General features: G+C 58.9%; 19 protein-coding genes, 1 tRNA gene and 1 riboswitch. Of the genes, 7 read left to right on the top strand and 13 right to left on the bottom strand.

The features are described 5' to 3' along the window. Window positions 1-987, top strand: a complete 987-nt coding sequence (locus ACYQ6M_RS18395) for an Hsp33 family molecular chaperone (protein ID WP_460074889.1) — start codon at window positions 1-3, stop codon at window positions 985-987. Between the two features lie 116 nt (window positions 988-1,103). On the opposite strand, the gene ACYQ6M_RS18390 is transcribed toward ACYQ6M_RS18395, so the two are convergent. Beyond that, window positions 1,104-1,751, bottom strand: coding sequence for an alpha/beta family hydrolase (locus ACYQ6M_RS18390; protein ID WP_228869516.1), 648 nt, complete (start codon window positions 1,749-1,751; stop codon window positions 1,104-1,106). Window positions 1,752-1,866: 115 nt separating this feature from the next. Here ACYQ6M_RS18390 and ACYQ6M_RS18385 point away from each other — a divergent pair, with 115 nt between their 5' ends. Continuing rightward, window positions 1,867-2,712 (top strand): sterol desaturase family protein, encoded by an 846-nt coding sequence (locus ACYQ6M_RS18385; RefSeq protein WP_460074886.1) that lies wholly within the window; start codon window positions 1,867-1,869, stop codon window positions 2,710-2,712. Between the two features lie 31 nt (window positions 2,713-2,743). On the opposite strand, the gene ACYQ6M_RS18380 is transcribed toward ACYQ6M_RS18385, so the two are convergent. Then, on the bottom strand, window positions 2,744-3,625 hold the full coding sequence (locus tag ACYQ6M_RS18380) for a transporter substrate-binding domain-containing protein (RefSeq protein WP_208984441.1): 882 nt from the start codon (window positions 3,623-3,625) through the stop codon (window positions 2,744-2,746). Window positions 3,626-3,805: 180 nt separating this feature from the next. Further along, window positions 3,806-4,255 (bottom strand): Lrp/AsnC family transcriptional regulator, encoded by a 450-nt coding sequence (locus ACYQ6M_RS18375; RefSeq protein ID WP_031269661.1) that lies wholly within the window; start codon window positions 4,253-4,255, stop codon window positions 3,806-3,808. A gap of 151 nt (window positions 4,256-4,406) precedes the next feature. Here ACYQ6M_RS18375 and ACYQ6M_RS18370 point away from each other — a divergent pair, with 151 nt between their 5' ends. Continuing rightward, on the top strand, window positions 4,407-4,613 hold the full coding sequence (locus ACYQ6M_RS18370) for a DUF1127 domain-containing protein (RefSeq protein WP_023001804.1): 207 nt from the start codon (window positions 4,407-4,409) through the stop codon (window positions 4,611-4,613). A gap of 40 nt (window positions 4,614-4,653) precedes the next feature. Here ACYQ6M_RS18370 and ACYQ6M_RS18365 read toward each other — a convergent pair. Next, window positions 4,654-4,727, bottom strand: a tRNA-Gly gene (locus ACYQ6M_RS18365). 169 nt (window positions 4,728-4,896) lie between these two features. Here ACYQ6M_RS18365 and ACYQ6M_RS18360 point away from each other — a divergent pair. Then, the gene (locus tag ACYQ6M_RS18360) at window positions 4,897-5,697 is read left to right on the top strand and encodes an ion transporter (RefSeq protein ID WP_075281461.1); all 801 of its coding nucleotides are present in this window, start codon (window positions 4,897-4,899) and stop codon (window positions 5,695-5,697) included. A 231-nt stretch (window positions 5,698-5,928) separates the two neighbouring features. Here ACYQ6M_RS18360 and ACYQ6M_RS18355 read toward each other — a convergent pair whose 3' ends face one another. After that, a complete protein-coding gene (locus tag ACYQ6M_RS18355; protein WP_460074883.1) occupies window positions 5,929-6,477 on the bottom strand; it encodes a YigZ family protein in 549 nt (182 codons plus the stop codon). 6 nt (window positions 6,478-6,483) lie between these two features. After that, window positions 6,484-7,620 (bottom strand): 2'-deoxycytidine 5'-triphosphate deaminase, encoded by a 1,137-nt coding sequence (locus ACYQ6M_RS18350; RefSeq protein ID WP_051990224.1) that lies wholly within the window; start codon window positions 7,618-7,620, stop codon window positions 6,484-6,486. Window positions 7,621-7,758: 138 nt separating this feature from the next. Further along, a riboswitch (SAM riboswitch) is annotated at window positions 7,759-7,838 on the top strand. 45 nt (window positions 7,839-7,883) lie between these two features. Between ACYQ6M_RS18350 and ACYQ6M_RS18345 the strand changes: the two genes are divergently transcribed. Then, window positions 7,884-9,083 (top strand): O-succinylhomoserine sulfhydrylase, encoded by a 1,200-nt coding sequence (locus ACYQ6M_RS18345; RefSeq protein ID WP_168691215.1) that lies wholly within the window; start codon window positions 7,884-7,886, stop codon window positions 9,081-9,083. On the opposite strand, the gene ACYQ6M_RS18340 is transcribed toward ACYQ6M_RS18345, so the two are convergent. Continuing rightward, window positions 9,080-9,697, bottom strand: a complete 618-nt coding sequence (locus tag ACYQ6M_RS18340; protein WP_168691214.1) for a CDP-alcohol phosphatidyltransferase family protein — start codon at window positions 9,695-9,697, stop codon at window positions 9,080-9,082. The genes ACYQ6M_RS18345 and ACYQ6M_RS18340 overlap by 4 nt on opposite strands. A 210-nt stretch (window positions 9,698-9,907) precedes the next feature. On the opposite strand from ACYQ6M_RS18340, the gene apaG reads away from it, so the two are divergent. Further along, the gene (gene apaG, locus ACYQ6M_RS18335) at window positions 9,908-10,309 is read left to right on the top strand and encodes a Co2+/Mg2+ efflux protein ApaG (protein ID WP_023001798.1); all 402 of its coding nucleotides are present in this window, start codon (window positions 9,908-9,910) and stop codon (window positions 10,307-10,309) included. A 13-nt stretch (window positions 10,310-10,322) separates the two neighbouring features. Here the strand turns inward: apaG and ACYQ6M_RS18330 are convergent, their stop codons facing one another. The 3 genes from ACYQ6M_RS18330 to ACYQ6M_RS18320 all read right to left on the bottom strand — a co-directional run bounded on the left by ACYQ6M_RS18330 (window position 10,323) and on the right by ACYQ6M_RS18320 (window position 12,369). After that, a complete protein-coding gene (locus tag ACYQ6M_RS18330; protein ID WP_023001797.1) occupies window positions 10,323-10,727 on the bottom strand; it encodes a hypothetical protein in 405 nt (134 codons plus the stop codon). Window positions 10,728-10,836: 109 nt separating this feature from the next. Then, window positions 10,837-11,937 carry an alpha/beta hydrolase family protein gene (locus ACYQ6M_RS18325; RefSeq protein WP_460074879.1) on the bottom strand — a complete coding sequence of 367 codons (1,101 nt, stop codon included), beginning with the start codon at window positions 11,935-11,937 and terminating at the stop codon, window positions 10,837-10,839. A gap of 18 nt (window positions 11,938-11,955) precedes the next feature. Next, window positions 11,956-12,369 (bottom strand): tellurite resistance TerB family protein, encoded by a 414-nt coding sequence (locus ACYQ6M_RS18320; protein WP_023001795.1) that lies wholly within the window; start codon window positions 12,367-12,369, stop codon window positions 11,956-11,958. A 322-nt stretch (window positions 12,370-12,691) separates the two neighbouring features. Here ACYQ6M_RS18320 and ACYQ6M_RS18315 point away from each other — a divergent pair, with 322 nt between their 5' ends. Further along, on the top strand, window positions 12,692-14,350 hold the full coding sequence (locus ACYQ6M_RS18315; protein ID WP_075281420.1) for a lysine--tRNA ligase: 1,659 nt from the start codon (window positions 12,692-12,694) through the stop codon (window positions 14,348-14,350). A gap of 81 nt (window positions 14,351-14,431) precedes the next feature. Here the strand turns inward: ACYQ6M_RS18315 and ACYQ6M_RS18310 are convergent, their stop codons facing one another. The 3 genes from ACYQ6M_RS18310 to ACYQ6M_RS18300 form a co-directional block, all read right to left on the bottom strand. Next, on the bottom strand, window positions 14,432-15,235 hold the full coding sequence (locus ACYQ6M_RS18310; protein ID WP_460074877.1) for a pyrroline-5-carboxylate reductase family protein: 804 nt from the start codon (window positions 15,233-15,235) through the stop codon (window positions 14,432-14,434). A gap of 227 nt (window positions 15,236-15,462) precedes the next feature. After that, on the bottom strand, window positions 15,463-17,439 hold the full coding sequence (locus ACYQ6M_RS18305; RefSeq protein ID WP_460074875.1) for a methyl-accepting chemotaxis protein: 1,977 nt from the start codon (window positions 17,437-17,439) through the stop codon (window positions 15,463-15,465). Window positions 17,440-17,612: 173 nt separating this feature from the next. Then, complete coding sequence (locus tag ACYQ6M_RS18300) at window positions 17,613-18,554, bottom strand: thermonuclease family protein (protein ID WP_460074873.1); 942 nt, start codon at window positions 18,552-18,554, stop codon at window positions 17,613-17,615. Window positions 18,555-18,571 lie beyond the last annotated feature (17 nt).

Below are 18,571 nucleotides of genomic sequence, written 5' to 3'. Positions count from 1 at the left end.
GTGGCACTTAATCTTGATGAACTGGGCATTACGCCTGCAGGGCTGGACGCTGTCCGGCCCTTTGCCGTGGAAGGGCTCGACGTGCGCGGCCGTGCGGTCGCGCTTGGTCCTGTCCTGGAAAAAATTCTTGACCGGCATGCCTATCCGGAACCGGTCTCGCGCCTGCTGGCGGAAGCGATCGTTCTGACCAGCCTCTTGGGCACGTCGCTGAAATTCGACGGCCGCTTCACGCTGCAGACGCAGACGAAGGGGCCGGTGTCCATGCTGGTCGTCGACTTCAAGTCACCCGACGCAATCCGCGCCTGCGCAACCTTGGATGCTGCTGAAGTCGCAGCGCTGATGGCTGATGGCAAGGCAACGCAGGAGGCCCTTCTCGGGCACGGACATCTGGCGATGACCATCGACCAGGGAATGCACATGCAGCGCTACCAGGGACTGGTGGAGCTGGATGGTGTGTCGCTGGAAGAAGTCGCACGCCGGTACTTCGAGCGATCCGAGCAGATCCCGACAGAAGTTCGTCTTGGTGTCGGTGAACTGTTCACCCGCCAGGAAGGCGAGGGGCACGTGAAAACCTGGACCGCCGGCGGGATCCTGATCCAGTTCTTGCCCGAAGCGCCGGAACGCATGCGCCAGGCTGACATTGATCCGGGCAATGCCCCAGAAGGCACGAGCCCGCACGAGATTGACGAGGATGATGCCTGGGTGGAAGCCAAGGTACTGGTCGAGACGGTCAAGGATGTCGAACTGACTGATCCGGAAGTCAGCGTGGAAATGCTGCTCTTCCGGCTGTTTCACGAACGCGGCGTCCGCCTTTTCGAACCGCAGCCTCTGGTCGACAAGTGCAGCTGTTCTCGCGAGAAGATCGAGAATGTTCTCGCCGGGTTCAGCGACGACGATGTCGACCACATGACTGTCGACGGCAAGATCATCGTCACCTGCGAGTTCTGCAGCACCAGCTACGAATTCGACGGCAAGCCCGGCCAGTAAGCCGGACTGTCGTGAAATTCAAAAAGCCCGGATCGGAAACGGTCCGGGCTTTTTCCTTGCTGCCTTGCGCGTAAGCCCTGGACTTGCGCTGCGCTTGTCCGGGTACGTAGTGGGCCCTAACCCGTGAGCCGATCCACGAATGCCCTGACTGCTTCGGCTGCCAGCTTGATGTTGCCGTCGAGTGTCGCCGGCGACTTGCCGCGCGGTCCGAAGTCGTGGTTGCCGTCTTCCAGATAAGTAAGGCTGACATGAGCTGGCAAGGTCACTTCATCGAGTTCCGCCTTCGAGCCGAACGGATCCCTGTCGCCCTGGAGAACCAGAACCGGCCGTTTGGCGTCCTGCAGCGGCTGGAGCCGCCACTCGGCATCGGCCTTGCCGGTCGGGTGGAAAGGGTAGCCGAAACAGGCAACGCCCTTGGCGCGCCCGGGCAGCGAGCCGCCGCCTGCCAGCATCGCGGCGACCCTACCACCCATCGATTTGCCGCCGATCAGCAGAGGGCTGTCGCTCTGGCTGAGGACAGATTGCAGGGCGGTCTGGAACTCGGCAATCAGCTTGTCGGCCCGGGGCGGCGGCTTTTTCGGGCCTCCCGTCCGGCGGCCGGCCATATAGGCAAATTCAAAACGTGCGGCCGCAATGCCTTGGCTCGCGAGGGCTGCCGCGAGCTTGTTCATGAAGGTTGAGTCCATGGCTGCGCCAGCGCCATGGGCCAGCAGCAGTGTTGCCACAGGTGGCGTTTCGGGGCGGTTCCAGAGAAAGTCGGTCATGATGATGTGATCTGTCGCAGCGGCAAGGAATGATATCAGGAGTATTGTCGTATCGCCCTATCGTGCGATCGGGACCGTGGCAAGCAGCATTAGTCAGGACGTTTCAAAAGACCCCATGTTTGACCAGATCGACATCAACCAGGTTCGCATGGCCTGTTTCGGCGGCATCTTTCTGATAATGGCGCTGTTGGAGGCGGGCTTGCCACGGCGGCGCCTGATGAGCAGCCGCTTGAAGCGCTGGCCGACCAACTGGGGCATTGTTCTGCTCGATGCCCTTCTGGTGCGGCTGATCTTCCCCATCGGCGGCGTCGGCCTTGCAATGCTGGCACAGGAAAAGGGTTGGGGCCTCTTTGCATTGCTCGGCTGGTCGGGTGTTGTGGCCGGTCTGATCACCTTCGTCGTGCTCGATCTTGCGGTGTGGTTTCAGCACCTGGTGTCACACAAGGTTCCGCTGTTCTGGCGCATTCACCGCATGCACCACGCAGATAGTGAGGTGGACGCAACAACCGCGCTCAGGTTCCACCCGATCGAAATTCTGCTGTCCTTCCTCTGGAAGGGGCTGGTCATCATCGCCCTCGGCGGTCCTGTTGAAGCCGTGCTGATCTTCGAGATCGTTCTCAACGGCTCTGCGGTTTTCAGCCACGCCAATGTCCGCTTGCCGCTTTGGCTGGACCGCCCCTTGCGGTTTCTGATCGTGACTCCAGACATGCACCGCATTCATCACTCGGTGCTGCCGCACGAGACGGATTCCAACTACGGGTTCTATCTTTCAGTCTGGGACCGTCTGTTCGGAACCTACGTGGAAGATCCCGAGCAGGGACAGGAGACAATGGAAATCGGGCTCGGTGCCGCGCTCACGCCGCGTGCGCATTCGTTTCCCTTCAGCCTGGCGATCCCGTTCCTGAAAAATCCGGACCGCCGGAAGGAGGCGCGTGTCGAGGACGCGAAAGGCAAAAGCTGACCTGGTTCTTTGTCGGGAATGGCGGGAAAGGTCAGAAGAAGCTCATGGGAAAATAGCGCAGGTAAAGCTCGCGGTAGATGCCCTTCTGGTGAAGCTGGCGCAAGGCATATGTAAGGGCCGCAGCCCGTTCCGGATCGTCCTGGCGGGTCGCAATGGCCATGCCTTCATCAAAATAGCCCGGCTCCAGCCACGGGCCGCCGGCAAAGGCACAGCAGCCATCTGCAGCTTCGCTCGGCAGCCAGAAGGACAGGTTCAGGCCGTCGCCGAACAGAGCATCGGCCGAACCGCCCTTGACCGCCTCGCGTGTCGCCTCTGCGGTTTCCAGACTGATGATCTCGGCATCGGGAAAGAAGCGCTTGGCAAACGCCTCGTAGCGGGACCCGGCTTCAACGGCTATCCGCTTGCCAGTGAGCGCCTGCTCGTTGAAATCGGACGCGTTATACGCCCGAACCACAAACCGCGCCGGCAGCTTCAGATAGTCCTCGGTGAAGTTGAGGCGGCGCGTGGAGGGGAGGCTGCGCGACAGGCCGGAGATGATCGCGTCACCTTCTTCTTCGTCCAGTGCAGGCAGAAGAACCTCGAAGTCCTTGATGCGCAGGGCGCAGGAACTTCCAAGCTCCTGGCAGAGAGCCCGTGCGAGATCGACATTGAAGCCGGTAAGACGGCCATGCTGGTCACGGAACACGAAGGGTGGATATCCGTCGGTTGCCAGAAACTGGATCTTGTCCGGAATGGCATTTGGCCGGTCGTGGACGGCTTTCGGATCCCAGAAATTGGGAACGCGGACCGAAGCTTCCTGGGCTGAAACCGACAGGACGCCGAGCGCCAAAGTACCAAGCGCCAAAGTGCCAAGCGTCAGCAGCCCGGCTGCGACGCGGCAGATAGTCTTGAGAAGTGGCAGTGAAGCTGGCACGCGGACGTCTCGTTCCGTATCAAGTCATGGTCGGCAATACGCGCCGGGAATCGAACAGACAGAATATCGCGAACCGGCAGCGCTTGTCAGCCCGCTCCGTCGAAGATGTCATGAGGCATTCCGAAAACAAACACGTGTACTCTGATACGCACAGCGTCGGCTGAATTCCGCGGAGTGCAGTCAGGTCTCCGGTTCCGGATCGTATGAGCGCAGGACGACGATCGTATCGAAGCCCTTGATGTCGTCTTCATAGAAATGCGCCTCGGTGAAAGTTGCATAGGCTTCCATGGAAGAGCACTGCACGGTGAGTACCAGATCGGCCGGACCCGTGACGTGGTAGATCTTTTTCACTTCCCGAAGCTTCAGCAACTTCTGTCGCAACTTCGCCATGCGTTCCGGCTGTCCACGCGACAGCATCAGCATCACGAGCAAGGTAACGGAGGCGCCAGTTGCCTCCGGTGACACGATGGCCACTTCCCGCTCGATCGCCCCGACTTCTCTCAGGCGTTGCACCCTGCGCAGGCAGGCGGCAGAAGACAGGCCAACCTTCTCGGAAAGTTCCTTGCCGGTTTGCCGGGCATCGAGACTGAGGAGATGCAGCAGCTGATGATCGAAATCGTCCAGATCCATGATGAAAAGTCCTGTTTGGCGTAATTGTGCGGTAGTTTATCTCAAAATCGGAATTTTTGCGAATTTATCGCTCAAAACTGAGAATTTTGCGCACTGTCCGTAGAGGCTTTTTCTAAACTTGCTCCTGTCCCGTCGGAAAGGAGCAAAACAGATGACCGATCACCTTGTACCCCTGCACCTGGCACGCGTCCGTAGAGCCGGTCTCGGTGCTGCCGTCTTGCATTTTGCGCTGAAGTGCCTGCGCCGTCGGCGCGACATGGCCCACCTGGCGGATCTGCCCGACTATCTCTTGAAGGATGTTGGCCTCAGCCGCGCTGATGTCCGGAAAACCCCACAGGTCGGCGAAACGCTGCGCTGAAGAAAAGCCACTGGGAAATTCGGGAATTGGATTGGTTGTTTGGAGCGGGTGAGGGGAATCGAACCCCCGTCTTAAGCTTGGGAAGCTTCTGCTCTACCATTGAGCTACACCCGCCGAACCTGATGAGCTTTCTGCGCCGACTTGCCCGACCTGTCAAGCACGCTTGTCTGATGGGGAGATGCTTTTCCAAAGCGCTGCGATCTTGCGCTGCGACGCTGAAATCGCCATGTTCCGGCCCGGGCAGTGCGGTACGCACGAAAAGACATCAAACCGGGTCATATATATGCGAAATCAGGTCAGGGCGCTGGTCACCTCACGCAACTGGGAAGTCTGCATCATTGGCGTTATCGTTTTGAATGCGGTGACGCTCGGTCTGGAGACCAGTTCTGCTGTCATGGCAGAGGTAGGCAGTTTCCTCAGGCTGGTCGATCAGGTGATCCTGGGCATATTCGTCGTTGAACTGGCTTTGCGGCTCTATGCCCATGGCCTGAAGTTCTTCAAGGACCCCTGGAGCCTCTTCGACTTCAGCATCGTTGCAATCTCGCTGATGCCGGCAACAGGCAACCTGTCCGTTCTGCGGTCGCTGCGAATCCTGAGGGCTCTGCGCCTTATTTCCGTCGTACCGTCCCTGCGCCGTGTTATCGGCGGGCTGGTGGCCGCCCTGCCGGGCATGGGCTCCATCGTCGTGTTGATGGCGCTGGTCTTTTACGTCTTCGCCGTCATGGCAACCAAGCTCTATGGAGAAGCCTTTCCGGAATGGTTCGGCAATCTCGGCGCATCGCTCTACACGCTGTTCCAGGTCATGACCCTGGAAAGCTGGTCCATGGGCATCGTGCGTCCGGTCATGGATGTCTATCCCTATTCCTGGCTGTTCTTTGTCCCCTTCATCCTGTGCACGGCCTTCACGGTGCTGAACCTCTTTATCGGTATCATCGTCTCCGCCATGCAGGAGGAACACGAGGCTGAAGCCGACGCCAACCGCCAGGCCATCCACGACGACACAGGTCTGATCCTGGAAGAGGTCAGGGCGCTTCGAGCAGAACTGAAAGAGCTGAAGGCGGAAGCCGGCAAGACGCGGACGTAAGGCGGCGCGGCGGACTGAAACAGTGGCGTCAGCGGATGCACCAAGAGCTACTCACGATCTGAGGCGTCGTCCCATGGCTGAACCGTGGGAACCAGGACGCTCCGTTTCCTGAGCCAATTGTCTCTTTGTGACTGAGATCCAGGTATGGATTGCCGGATCAAGTTCGGCAATGACGACTGGGGGAGGGGCCGGCCCTAGTGCTTGGAAGGAGTGACGGGACGTCGACGCTCCCTAAAGTTCAGCCAGAACCTCTTCCGGCCCTTCGACGGTCAGCGTCACTCCGTCTTCGGTGTAGTCGCGCGCCATGACGGTGAGGCCGAGGGTCTCGACCCGCCGTTCCAGTTCCGATCCGGACGCAAAATCTGCGCGAACTGTTTTCGACAGTATCTTTTGAAACGGTACCAGGTCGGCGTTGTAGATCGCATCCTGCGCTGCGCCGGAATAGGCCCGGGCGAGGCCCCCACCGCCGAGTTTCGTACCGCCGAAATAACGCACGATCAGAACAGCGCAGTTGATCAGTTCGGCGCCTTGCAGCACGCGCAATGTCGGCATGCCGGAGGTGCCAGCCGGTTCACCGTCGTCCTTGCCGCTCTCCTCAATCCGGTCGTCTTCCAGAAGTCTCCGGTGCGCCGTGACGATGTGATTGGCCTTTTTGTGCTCCTTGCGCAGCTCTTCCATCCGCTGGTCGAACATGTCCACCGGCACCAGATGCGCCAGAAAGCGGGACTTCCGGTCTTCCAGAAATCCTTCAAACTCACGGGTGACGGTTTTCAGGGCCATCGGCGGTCAGGCGGGTGCCTTGAAGTGCTTGGACAGCTTGAGTGCCTGGCCCTGATAGTTGGAGCCGATGCCTTCACCGTAGAGTGTCGCCGGGCGCTCCGCCATGTGTTCATAGACCAGACGCCCGATGGTCTGGCCGTGTTCCACGATGAACGGGACATCATGTGAGCGGACTTCAAGAACCGCGCGCGAGCCGACACCACCGGCACTGGCGTGGCCAAAACCGGGATCGAAGAAGCCTGCATAATGGACGCGGAATTCGCCGACGAGTGGATCGAACGGCACCATTTCGGCCGCATAGTCCGGCGGCACATGCACAGCTTCCTGGCTGACCAGAATATAGAATGCATCCGGATCGAGGATAAGTTCCGCCCGTTGGCGGCGATAGATAGGTTCCCAGAAATCCAGGACGTCCTGCGCGCCGACGACATCGACATCGATCAGTCCGGAGTGTTGCTTGGCGCGATATCCGATCAGGCTGTTGGGTCCGGTCCCTTCCAGATCGATGGAAAGCTGCACACCGTTGCCGATGCGCTCGTTGCCACCGCTCATCAGCGTGTGGGCCTTGTGCACCTCTTCCAGCTCCGCATCGGGAATGAGCGATTGACCGCGCCGGAAGCGGATCTGGCTGAGGCGGGACCCGGACCGCACGAGGATCGGAAAGGTCAGCGGCGAGATTTCGGCATAAAGCGGACCGGTGTAGCCGGCCGGAATGGTGTCGAAGGCAAGGCCGTTGTCTGTGATGACGCGGGTGAAGACGTCCAGGCGGCCGGTCGAGCTTTTCGGGTTGGCAGTTGCCGAAATATCGGGAGCCAGGGCGAGGCTTTCCTGCAGCGGCACGATATAGACGCAGCCTGTTTCAAGGACGGCACCTTCGCTCAGGTCGACCGTGTGCAGTTTCATCTGCTCAAGCCGAGCTGCTACCTGGATGTCGGGGCCCGGCAGGAAGCTGGCACGCACCCGGTAGGCTTCCTTGCCCAGACGCAGGTCGAGGCTGGCAGGCTGTATCTGACCGGTGACAGGCGGCGCGTCCGCTGAAATCTCTCCGGCGGCGAACATGGCCTGGATTACCCGTTCCGGCAAAATGCCGTTTGCTGTGAGAAGTGCGCTTCCGTTCAAGACCTGACCCGCTGTGACGTTCATGAAGATGTTCCGCATTATGCTGGTCTATGGTCATTAAAGGATCGGGCCGCCCGCGCCAACAGGCATTCTGGCAGAACGGGGCTTTTGAAGGGATCGTGCGCAAGACAATTGACCTGTGCCCGCTTTTCCCGTAGGACAGGCTCACTTCGTGGTGATTTGGGCCGGCCGGCTTGCAGCCACGTTAAACAAGTTGCTAAAAAGGCCGGAGGTGAGAACCCCGGTCTTGAGGCTGGGGTTTTTTGCGTTTGGAGCGAATGAAAGACATGACTGAGACCACCAAGACCGGAAACAAGAACTGGCGCCCTGCAACCACTCTGGTTCATGGCGGCACCATGCGGTCACCGTTTGGTGAGACCTCGGAGACCATCTACCTGACCCAGGGCTTCACCTACAGCGGTGCCGAAGCTGCCGAGGCCAGGTTCAATGGCGAGGACCCGGGTTATGTCTATTCGCGCTATGCCAACCCGACCGTTACCATGTTCGAGGACCGTATCAAGGCACTGGAAGGGGCCGAGGCCGCGCGGGCAACCGCCAGCGGCATGGCGGCCGTCAATCTGGCGCTGATGGCAGCGGTAAGGGCAGGCGATCACGTGATTGCCGCCAAGGCCCTGTTCGGCTCCTGCCGCTATATTTGCGAAACACTGTTGCCGCGTTTCGGCGTTGAAAGCACGCTGGTAGACGGAACGGACATCGAGCAGTGGAAGGCGGCTGTTCGGCCGAACACCAAGGCCCTGTTCCTGGAAAGCCCGACCAACCCGACGCTGGAAGTCATCGACATCGAGGCCGTGGCACAGATCGCCAAGGAAGCCGGTGCCCGTCTGATCGTCGACAACGTGTTTGCGACCCCGCTGTATCAGTCGCCGTTTCAGCTCGGTGCCGATGTGGTCGTCTATTCGGCCACCAAGCACATCGATGGCCAGGGCCGGTGCCTCGGTGGTGTGATCCTGTCGGACGAGGAATGGATCAACGACGAGGTCATGCCTTTCATCAAGCATACCGGTCCGCACATGAGCCCGTTCAGTGCCTGGGTCCTGTTGAAGGGCCTGGAAACGCTGCCGCTGCGCGTTGCGCGCCAGACGGAAACGGCGGGCAGGATTGCCGACTATCTGGCAAGCCAGTCCAGGGTCGCGCGGCTGATCTATCCGGGCCGGGACGACCACCCGCAGGCCGATGTTGCCAAACGCCAGATGAGCGGCGGATCCACCATGTTGGCGATGGAAATCGAGGGCGGCAAGGAAGCCGCGTTCCGTTTCACAAACGCGCTGGAAATCGTCAAGATCTCCAACAACCTGGGCGACGCCAAGAGCCTGATCACCCATCCGGCGACGACCACGCACCAGTCGATTGGCGAGGAAGCGCGCGCGGAACTCGGTATCACCGATGGTATCCTGCGGCTTTCAATCGGTCTGGAGGATCCGCAGGATCTGCTGGAAGATATCGAGAAGGCGCTCCAGGCGATCTAACGGCCTGTCTGCCGCAGCGCCTTCACGCCAATGAGCACCCGGGCGCCGGCGGACACGACGCATATCGCGGCAAAACCGTAGGCAAGCGCAGGAAACCAGGCGGGAACCAGGGCCATCAGCAGGAATAGCGCGATGGTCTCGGTACCTTCGGCCAGCCCGCCTATGTAATAGAGCGATTTGGAGCCCTGAGCGTCGGTGGTCAGCTTGTTCTTCTCCGCCATGATGGCAAAGGCCAGAAAGGCCGAGCCGTTGGCGTAGAAGCTGGCAAGAAGTGCCACCGCCGGCAAAGCGTTGCGGGCCGGGTCCTGTATGGCAAAGGCCAGAGGGATTGCGCTGTAGAAGAAGAAATCCAGTGTGATGTCGAGGTAGCCGCCGAGATCCGTCTTGGCCGTTGCCCGGGCCAACGCGCCATCGAGACCGTCTGCAAATCGGTTGACCGCGATCAGGAACAAGCCGATCAGGGTATGACCAGTTGCGATAGCGATGGCTGCCCCCATACCGGCAGCAAAGCCCGCCAGCGTCACGCTGTTGGCGGTAAGCCCCGTGCCGGCAAGGATCAGGCCCAGCCGGTTCAACGGCGGATCGATCAGCGGGCGCAGGTGGGCATCGAACATGAAGAGATCACTGTTTTGGGTCTGACAGATGGTGTTCTTGCAAAATCCGGCCTCAAATCTCAAGCAATTCCGGCCTCATATGTCACAACCCTCTTTCACGCTTGCGTCATTCGCCCTATAAGCCCCTCCTGAACGAGCGGGCACCACCCGTGGAAGTCGCTTGGGACCGGTCTATTTCAAGGTTCGCAGTTCTGAAATTAAGGAAAAGCCGTGTCTGGCAGTTACACCGCCATCACCCAAGGGATCGAAGTCTCCGTCGAGCCGTTTTATCTGGACGATGAATCGCGTCCGGAAGAGAGCGAGTATATCTGGGCGTATATGGTCGAGATCCACAACGGTGGCAGCGAACCGGTGCAGCTGAAGACGCGTTACTGGCAGATAACCGATGCCAGAGGGCGCCAGGAAGAAGTCAGCGGCGAGGGCGTGGTCGGCGAACAGCCGGTGATAGAGCCTGGCGAGACCTATGAGTATTCGTCGCACTGCCCGCTTTCGACCGACAGCGGCATCATGGCCGGGTCCTACTCGATGGAACGTCCGGACGGCTCCATGTTCGACGTCGTCATTCCGGCGTTTTCACTCGATCTGCCGGATGCGATCCACAGCCTGAATTGAGGCTATCAGCCGATCAGATACTCAGCAGTCCGCCGACAAAGCCGATCAGCAGCCACAAGATCCACTTGCGGCGGTTGAAGGCCGTCAGCAACGTGACCGCTAGTATTCCGAAGATCAGATAGAGGATATGGCCGGCAAAGCCGGTGCCGAGCACCCATGCGAAAAGATCCGGATCCCGGTTCTTTGCCAGATGGAAATGGTCTTCGGCAAACATCACCAGCGCGTCGGCTGCAAGGCCGCAGACGAAGCCTGCAAAGGCAATCATCATTCGCGTGCCCCAGTTCGCCTGCTTTGGAGCGGTGCGAACCTGCACGTACCGGACAGCATAAGGCATGGGGCGCTGTACGCGCAGCCTCTGGCGGCGTCGCCTCAGTGGATAGCGCACACTTGTCCGCTCTCCGATTGCCTGATTGCTCATGTCCCTGTCTCCGCACTGAAGGACCTACAGGTCCCGGCAGCCCACAAGCGTGCTGTCCCCGCACCGGTGATAAGGTGCGGCGGATTGAAGGACCGAAAACAAAAAGGGTTCAATTTGATCGATCTGGTGAAGTTGAAAGGCTGTTTGCTGTTGAGGCCTGTTCCTTGATCCAGATTGTTATGGTGTCCAGTGCGCCCGGTGCGTAGGCACGGCGCCCCAGGACCATGAACAAGGCCTTCGACCAGGAAGGCATTTGCCCTTCGAGCTGGTAGTTGAAGGCTTCCGCCCGCAACAGCGCATGGGTTGCTTCCGGGACGATCACGAAGCGGTTGGCGGGATTGTTGTCCGTCAGCATCTTTCGATAGATGCCGGAATTGAAATGAGGATCGACATTGAGGTCCTCTGTGCCGTGCAGTGTCAGAACGGGCGAGGAAATACGGGCAAGGGAGGTGGTGGAGTCGGAAGCCGCATTCCGGCGCGCGAAGGTGAAGCGATCTTCCGGCATCGGAACCCTGTCCATGCCGCTGTCGAGATAGTCCTGATAGGAAAAATCCCGGTCTAGAAACTTTTGTCCGTCTTTTGCGTCCTGCGCGAGTGTCTTGTCGATCGCCTTGCTGTCTGCACCTGCAAGCTCCAGCCTGCGCCGGGTATAATACCCAGCCTGCCGCAACCAGTTGACAGCTCCGCCGACAATCACGAAGAAATCGCCCTGTGCTGGCTCTTCCGCCAGAATGGGCAAAACCCACCCCGCCTGCGAAAAGCCGAGAAATCCGGCTGGAGACGTCTTCAATTCGGGCTGTTCTTTGGCGGCCGCAAGGGCCGTTGCCGCGAGGCGGGCTCGCTCATCCATGGAAAAGGAAAGCCAGTTGCCCTGGCTTTCGCCGACGCCAGGCTTGTCCCAGGAATAGACGGCAAGACCGCTGTCCAGAAGACGGCTGATGAGAGGCATGTACCCACCGCCGGAATAGCGGTCCGCTGGCCCGTCCCCGTGAACGATCAGGACCAGAGGCGGGTTTGCGTGCCCAGGATCTTGCAGGTGGGGCAGATGCAACGTTCCGGCGACGGAATGTCCGTCGAAGGAAAAGGCAATCGGCCGGCTTTCGTATTCAGAAAGATCGAAATCCTGAAGGCCCTGGAAGATCAGGAAAACACCTGCCAGGACGGCTATCGATACCGCCCCGGCCCAGGCGAGGGCCTTCGTTGCTTTCAAATACCTGCTCCGAGAGGATCAGATGGTCCGGTGACGGGCAATCGCACCGCGCTCGATTGCGGCAACGGTCAGTTTGTCGAGTTTGAAGCGGTCGCGCAGAAGCTGAAGGATGCGCAATTCTTCCTTCTCGACGTGGAGATCGGCAGCCGCGACTTCAACCCCAAGCGCATATGCGGTGTCGTAAAGCTTTGCCGGCAGGACGTCGCCAACCAGCTCCAGCACCAGCTGCAAGCCGTTGTCTTCCTGCAGGATGTCGCCGCAGCGCTGGGCTGCGGGGATGATCCGGTTGCCGTCATAGCCATTGAAAACGGGCAGCATCTTGATCATGTCGCCGATGGTGGCCAGTTCGTTGTCGGTCATCTGGTTGTCCGACGCCGAGACGATAACCATCACGTAGATAAGGGCTTCCTGTACGCTGATCGGCTCGTTCATAGACACTATTCATTCTCCCGTAGCGCCAAAAGACGGAAAATTTCTTCTTGATCGTGCGCCCGATGTAACGGGTTGGAAGACAAGCTTCAAGTCACCGGTATGAGACAATCGATTGACCGGAGTTATCCGCTTTTTTCCGGCACGATATGTCCGCGGGCGGAAAGAGTGCGCAAAGCCCGAGATTTCGGTCAACTTAGCTGTGTTCATGTGATTGCACATAGAGGCGCGTTGATCTAGTGTCGCGCCGCAGCAACCGGCCGAAAAGCCAAAAAACCGACCGGGTTGCATTCCATCCATTCTCATGAACAGAACGACTTGAAAAATGACCGATCAATCCCTGCCTCCGCTTGACCTTTCGCAAGAGTTTGTCGAGGCGGCCACGAAATCGAAAGCGTGGCCGTTCGAAGAAGCGCGAAAACTGGTCAAACGGATCGAGAAACGGGGAACGGACAAACCGGTTCTGTTCGAAACGGGCTATGGCCCGTCCGGCCTGCCGCACATCGGCACCTTCGGCGAAGTTCTGCGCACCACCATGGTGCGCACGGCGTTTCGGCTGCTGACCGAAGACAAGATCCCGACGCGGTTGCTGTGCTTCTCCGACGACATGGACGGCATGCGCAAGATCCCGGAAAACGTGCCGGACCGCGCAGCGCTTGAGCCATATCTGCAGATGCCTCTGACGGCGGTGCCGAACCCCTTCGGCGGCGACTATGAAAGCTTTGCCGAGCACAACAACGCCATGCTGCGCCGGTTCCTGGATACCTTCGGTTTCGATTATGAATTCGCCAGTGCGACCGAATACTACAAGGCCGGCAAGTTCGATGACGTGCTGATCCGGGCGACCGAGAAGTACCAGAAGATCATGGACGTGATGCTGCCGACGCTCGGCGCGGAACGTCAGGCGACCTATTCGCCCTTCCTGCCGATCTCGCCGACGTCCGGCCGCGTGCTCTATGTGCCCATGAAAGACGTCAATTCGAAGGACGGCACCATCACCTTTGCGGACGAGACGGGCGAGGACATCACGCTGCCGGTCACCGGCGGCAAGGTGAAGCTGCAGTGGAAGCCCGACTTCGGCATGCGTTGGGCTGCGCTTGACGTCGATTTCGAGATGTTCGGCAAGGATCATATGACCAATGCGCCGATCTACGACAAGATCTGCAACATCCTGGGCGGGACCGCTCCGGAACACTTCGTCTACGAACTGTTCCTGGACGAAAAGGGCGAGAAGATCTCCAAGTCCAAGGGCAACGGTCTGACCATTGACGAGTGGTTGACCTACGCTGCACCGGAGAGCCTTGCGCTCTACAATTTCCAGAAGCCGAAGACGGCCAAGAAGCTCTATTTCGACGTCATTCCGAAGGCGGTCGACGAATATTATACCTTCGTCCAGAAGTACGAGCAGATGCCGGTCGAGCAGAAGCTTCAGAACCCGGTCTGGCACATCCATTCGGGCAACATTCCGAAGATCGACATGCCGGTGCCCTTCGCCATGCTGCTGAACCTTGTGTCCGCCTCCAACGCGGAAAACAAGGACGTGCTGTGGGCATTCATCTCCCGCTACGCTCCGGGCGTGACGGCGTCGACCCATCCGGAACTGGATGCGCTTGTCGGCTATGCGATCCGCTACTTCGACGATTTCGTCAAACCGACCAAGTCGTTCAAGGTGCCGGACGATGTCGAGCGCACTGCACTGGAAAAACTGGACGAAACGCTGGCCGCCCTGCCGGCCGGTGCGGATGGCGGTGCCATCCAGGATGCGGTGCTGGACGTCGCCCGGTCCATCGAGCGTTATCAGGACCCGTCCAAAAAGGGTCCCGATGGTGGTCCTGGCGTGTCCGTCGTCTGGTTCTCTGCGCTTTACCAGCTTCTGCTCGGGCAGGAAAAGGGACCGCGCTTCGGGTCTTTCGTTGCTCTTTACGGCATTGCCGAAACGCGTGAGATGATCCGCAAGGCACTTGCTGGCGAACTGACAGCCTGATTATCAGACTTCAGGAAAAAGCGGCGCACCAGCGCCGCTTTTTTGTTATCAGCTGTGCTCTCCGGCGGAAGAAACGCGGTATCAGTCTTTGCCGGCAATCGTTCTGACGCGCTCCGTACTGGCGTCCAGCCCTTCACTGATCAGATCCGAAACACCCAGTTCCTTCAGCTTGACGAGACCGGCGGCAGTCGTTCCTGCATAGTCGACCATCTCCTGAACATGTTCCGCCGGAGATCTGGTGTCACCGGCCATGATTTCCCCAGCCGACAGGATCAGCTGTTTTGCGGCGCGTTCGGCAATATGCCTGTCGACACCGTTTGAACTTGCATAGTCAACAATGCAGTCGGCGAAGAAGGCCGCAAATCCCGGTACCGGACCGGTTATGGCGGTGAAGACCTCGATCTGCTGTTCATCCTGGACTTCATCACTCGGGCCGCAGGCTGACAACAGCGACTGGACGAGGTCCCTGTCTTCCTGCGAAAGCGGCGAAGCCGCACACCAGGGGGAGTAGGCCAGCTGCTTGCCTGCCGCTGGGCTCGACATGGCACGAACGACCTTTTCCGAGCCTGTGAGGGTTTTGAGCCTCTCACGTGAGACACCCGCCATGACCGAGAGCACCAGTTTTCCGGGCGCCGAAATGCTGACCGTTTCGACAAGCGCTGGCGGAACCGACAGAAGGATGACATCACAGGCGCCAGCCAGAAGCTGATTGGATGCGGTGAAGGTGATCTCCGGCCAGCTTTCGAAGCCTGCGGCGGTTCCGGATCGATTGGATATCCAGAGCTGACGAGGTTTGACACAGCCGCTTTCCAGCCAAGCCGTTGCGATGGCGCTGCCGAGTTGCCCGGTTCCACCGATGATGCCGACCTTGATTTCTTCAGTCATGAATACTCCAGATCCGGGACTTCCGAAGGCCGGAGCCTAATACCAATCAGGAAAAATAAGAAACCGACGGATCGCAATTGAGCAGAGGTTTGTCAGCAAGTCTGCCTGCGTCCAGTGGTGTGAATGGCTGTAGCAGCCGTTCATTCAAACGTGCATGGCGATAAAGCTGGATAAGGTGCCCAAGCGGGCACCTTATCAAGGGTGTCAGCAGGCGTTTCCCGCGAAGTTTATTTGTCTTCGTCGAAGAACTGGACGCCCGCCCTGGTGTCGTCCACCCAGATGATATGGCCAAGCCGTTCCTTTCCGTCGCAACGGATGCAAACGGTCTTGCCCGCCTTTGCATCTTTTACGCCCTTCAGGCCGACACCCGTTACGGACACGTTTTCAAGCTCCACGGTCTGGATGGTGCCGTCCAGCAGCACTTCAGCTTTCTTGCCGACGTCCTGTCTGGGCGACTTGCGAGGTTCTGCGTCTTTCAGGTCGGTTTCCATGGCAACGGCAAGTTCCGTCAGGCCTTTCAGGACTTCCTTGCTGGCCTTGTCCAGATCGACGAGAGCAGCGAAGGCTTCCGTGGAATTGCCTTGCTCGGCGGCATGCAGGGCTCTGTGGCCTGCATCATGAACTGCCTTGTGCGGAGTGACCAGGTTGCGGAAGACAGGGTGTGCCTTGATTTTCTCGTTCTTGATGGCGTCATACCACTTGCCAAGCCGGCAGTGATGATGGTCCGGCATGCCGGAGGATGCCCAATCGTCGTGTCCGGTCACCGTGTCGACGACACGCTTCTTGAACAGGACATGATCAATCTTTGCCATCTCCAGCAGCGACTTGTCGGAATTGGCGTCGAAGAAGTTTTTGGCCGAGCCGCTGAAACTGTCGTTGCTCTGTTTCAGAACACGCTGCATGGCGCCAAGCTGCTGATCCGTATTCCGGTTCGATTCAGCGACATTGGCGACGTTGCGAGCGATTTCGTGGCTGGCTTCTTTCTGCTGATGAAGGATATCCGTAATCTGGGTGACCCGTTCGGAAACATTGCCAACCATCCCGTCGATGGATTGCATGAGTTCATTGGCAGCCGAGATGGCATCCTCGCCATTCTGGATGGCACCTTCGGAGCTCTGGATGGCTGTCTGGATCGTTTCCATGCCTGCGGTCAGTGCTTCGATCCGCTGTGCGATGTCTTCCGTCGCCTTGCCGGTCTGCGAGGCGAGGGTTTTGACTTCCGAAGCAACAACTGCAAAGCCTTTGCCGGCTTCTCCTGCGCGGGCGGCCTCAATGGTAGCATTCAGTGCCAGAAGATTGGTCTGGTCGGCGATGGATTGAATGACCGACAGGAATTCGCCGATCTGCGATGCAGCTTCGCTGAGGTCTGAAAGGCTTTTTGCAGTTTGCCGGGACGTTGAGGAAATATCGCCGATAGCACTCGACACGGCCGACATCTTGTCCAGGCCATCCTTGGCGGCGTTGTTTGTTTGAACGGCTTCGTTGGCCGCGCCTTCGCTGTTTTCGGAAATCTGGCCGATGGAGGCGACAAGCTGGTCCGCCGCGGCGGAAATCGACTGGCCGTTCGCGTTGGCTTCCTGGGTATTGCGCGACAACAACGCCATCGACATCACAATTTCATTCAGCTCGCTGATGGTGTTTGCGGTCGTGCGCAGGTTTTCCAGCCCGATCGTATCGCGCATTTCAGCGTCTTCAATGCGGCGCTGTTCCGTTTCGAACGCGCGTTGTGCAAGGATCATGTCCAGAAAGAACCGTGTCACCACAGCCTGCATCTCGGAAACCATGGCCTTTTGCGAGAACCGGTGCTTCTTGACGATGACGGGAAGGATTTCGTTCAACAGCCGTCCAAACGCGGACATCAGCCATTCGGCCTTCAGCCCGATCTTTACGTGAGCCTGACCGATACGCGCAGCCTGTCCGATGAACTCCAGGTCCGGGTCGTGATTGAAGATGTATTCCCAGTGTTTGGTTTGCGCGTTTTTGAGAGGAACGGTGTTCTTCTCATGCGTTCCCATTTTCTGGCGCAGCTCTTCTTGCGAAAGGAGCTCTACGTAGAAGCGATCCAGAATGGCCGGAAGGTGTTTTTGAAGGGTGTTCCAAGCCGTCTGCGCAGAAGCTGTATTGCTTCCGGAACTGGACATGAACTTGATATATTTTGCGATATTGTCAGTTTCGACAGTGTTCTTGGGGGCAGGTGTGCTCATATTTCTTTGGTCCTCGTCACGGACTGATAATGTTTGAGCCACTTTCCCTTATGGGCGTAAATATAGTTCTAATCGTAGGTACCCGAAAATCTATGTATTTACCCTATTCGCCAAAGGTATGAGCGCACCAGGGACATGCATAATGTGCCGACAAGCAGTCCGTGAATTCAGCTTTAGCGCAGGGGGCGGTCTACTTGCGGATAATCCTCGATTGCCAGTTGACCGTCCCCCGGCTGTTCCGGTTCGGTCCTCAGGCTCCATTCGACGATTTCCGGGGCAAGTTCCTCAAGGCCTGGCAAGGCAGACGGCACTTCTGTTTCCAGTTCGCTCGTCGGCAACTCGTTCAGCCATTCCGATTGCCACTTGCCGACTTTTCTGTCTCTGGCCTTTTCGGCAAGTTCCATGAAATCGGCAGGTGCGTCCGGCGCCGGATCCGCCCAGCCATAGCGGACAAGACGCTTGCTGAGGTCCATCGATCCGCGGGTGCAGGTTGCCAGAATCTGTTGCGGTCCGGTCTCCTCGATCTTTTCGCATACCACCTTCAACTGCCGCACCAGTCCTCTCAGGAAAGTGCGCGCCCTGGCACCGCAGGGCCAGGTGCCACCGAGACGGGAAACACAGGTTTCGTCCGATTTCAGCGGAACGATATGGGCAAGCGTTACTGTCAACCGGTCCGACTTGATGCGTCCGCCGTCAAGAACCTGCACGCGCATCAGCTCCAGTGGGCCGTCCGGAACCGGTTCAATCGGCGGATCCTTCAGTTCCAGGTAGCGTTTGGAAGGTTCGATACGTTTGAGGTCACCCTGTACCTGCGGTGCCGATACCCCCTCCGGCGAAACGTTGCGAATGTCGTTCGGCAACGGCGCAGTGGCGACGACGACGGGTTCACTTGGTGTCTGTGCCGGTTTCTGCGTCTGAGCTTGGGGAGGGGACGATTGCGGTGCGGGCTCGGGCGTCTTTGCCGGCTCGCTTGTTTCTTCGGCGGCGCTGGTGATGCTGCCTGCCGCTACCGGCTCGTCCTGTACGGACGGCGGGTCTGCCAGGAGCAGCCAGGCGAGCAGACCACCTGCGGTGGTCAGCACGATTGCTGGCGTTATGAGAGGCCGAAGCTTCATCAAATGTGTGCTCGCAG

The organism is Roseibium sp. ROS1, from assembly GCF_054658215.1.
This window is presented reverse-complemented; position numbering and strand designations above follow the sequence as displayed.

Excerpts from the sequence above, each read along its gene's own strand:
- ACYQ6M_RS18355 (WP_460074883.1), bottom strand. The coding sequence starts at position 6,477 with ATGGCCCTGAAAACCGTCACCCGTGAGTTTGAAGGATTTCTGGAAGAC.
- ACYQ6M_RS18370 (WP_023001804.1), top strand. The coding sequence starts at position 4,407 with ATGACCGATCACCTTGTACCCCTGCACCTGGCACGCGTCCGTAGAGCC.
- ACYQ6M_RS18300 (WP_460074873.1), bottom strand. The coding sequence starts at position 18,554 with ATGAAGCTTCGGCCTCTCATAACGCCAGCAATCGTGCTGACCACCGCA.
- ACYQ6M_RS18350 (WP_051990224.1), bottom strand. The coding sequence starts at position 7,620 with ATGAACGTCACAGCGGGTCAGGTCTTGAACGGAAGCGCACTTCTCACA.
- ACYQ6M_RS18340 (WP_168691214.1), bottom strand. The coding sequence starts at position 9,697 with ATGTTCGATGCCCACCTGCGCCCGCTGATCGATCCGCCGTTGAACCGG.
- ACYQ6M_RS18305 (WP_460074875.1), bottom strand. The coding sequence starts at position 17,439 with ATGAGCACACCTGCCCCCAAGAACACTGTCGAAACTGACAATATCGCA.
- ACYQ6M_RS18315 (WP_075281420.1), top strand. The coding sequence starts at position 12,692 with ATGACCGATCAATCCCTGCCTCCGCTTGACCTTTCGCAAGAGTTTGTC.
- ACYQ6M_RS18360 (WP_075281461.1), top strand. The coding sequence starts at position 4,897 with ATGCGAAATCAGGTCAGGGCGCTGGTCACCTCACGCAACTGGGAAGTC.
- ACYQ6M_RS18375 (WP_031269661.1), bottom strand. The coding sequence starts at position 4,255 with ATGGATCTGGACGATTTCGATCATCAGCTGCTGCATCTCCTCAGTCTC.
- ACYQ6M_RS18390 (WP_228869516.1), bottom strand. The coding sequence starts at position 1,751 with ATGACCGACTTTCTCTGGAACCGCCCCGAAACGCCACCTGTGGCAACA.
- ACYQ6M_RS18310 (WP_460074877.1), bottom strand. The coding sequence starts at position 15,235 with ATGACTGAAGAAATCAAGGTCGGCATCATCGGTGGAACCGGGCAACTC.
- ACYQ6M_RS18320 (WP_023001795.1), bottom strand. The coding sequence starts at position 12,369 with ATGAACGAGCCGATCAGCGTACAGGAAGCCCTTATCTACGTGATGGTT.
- ACYQ6M_RS18330 (WP_023001797.1), bottom strand. The coding sequence starts at position 10,727 with ATGAGCAATCAGGCAATCGGAGAGCGGACAAGTGTGCGCTATCCACTG.
- ACYQ6M_RS18345 (WP_168691215.1), top strand. The coding sequence starts at position 7,884 with ATGACTGAGACCACCAAGACCGGAAACAAGAACTGGCGCCCTGCAACC.
- ACYQ6M_RS18385 (WP_460074886.1), top strand. The coding sequence starts at position 1,867 with ATGTTTGACCAGATCGACATCAACCAGGTTCGCATGGCCTGTTTCGGC.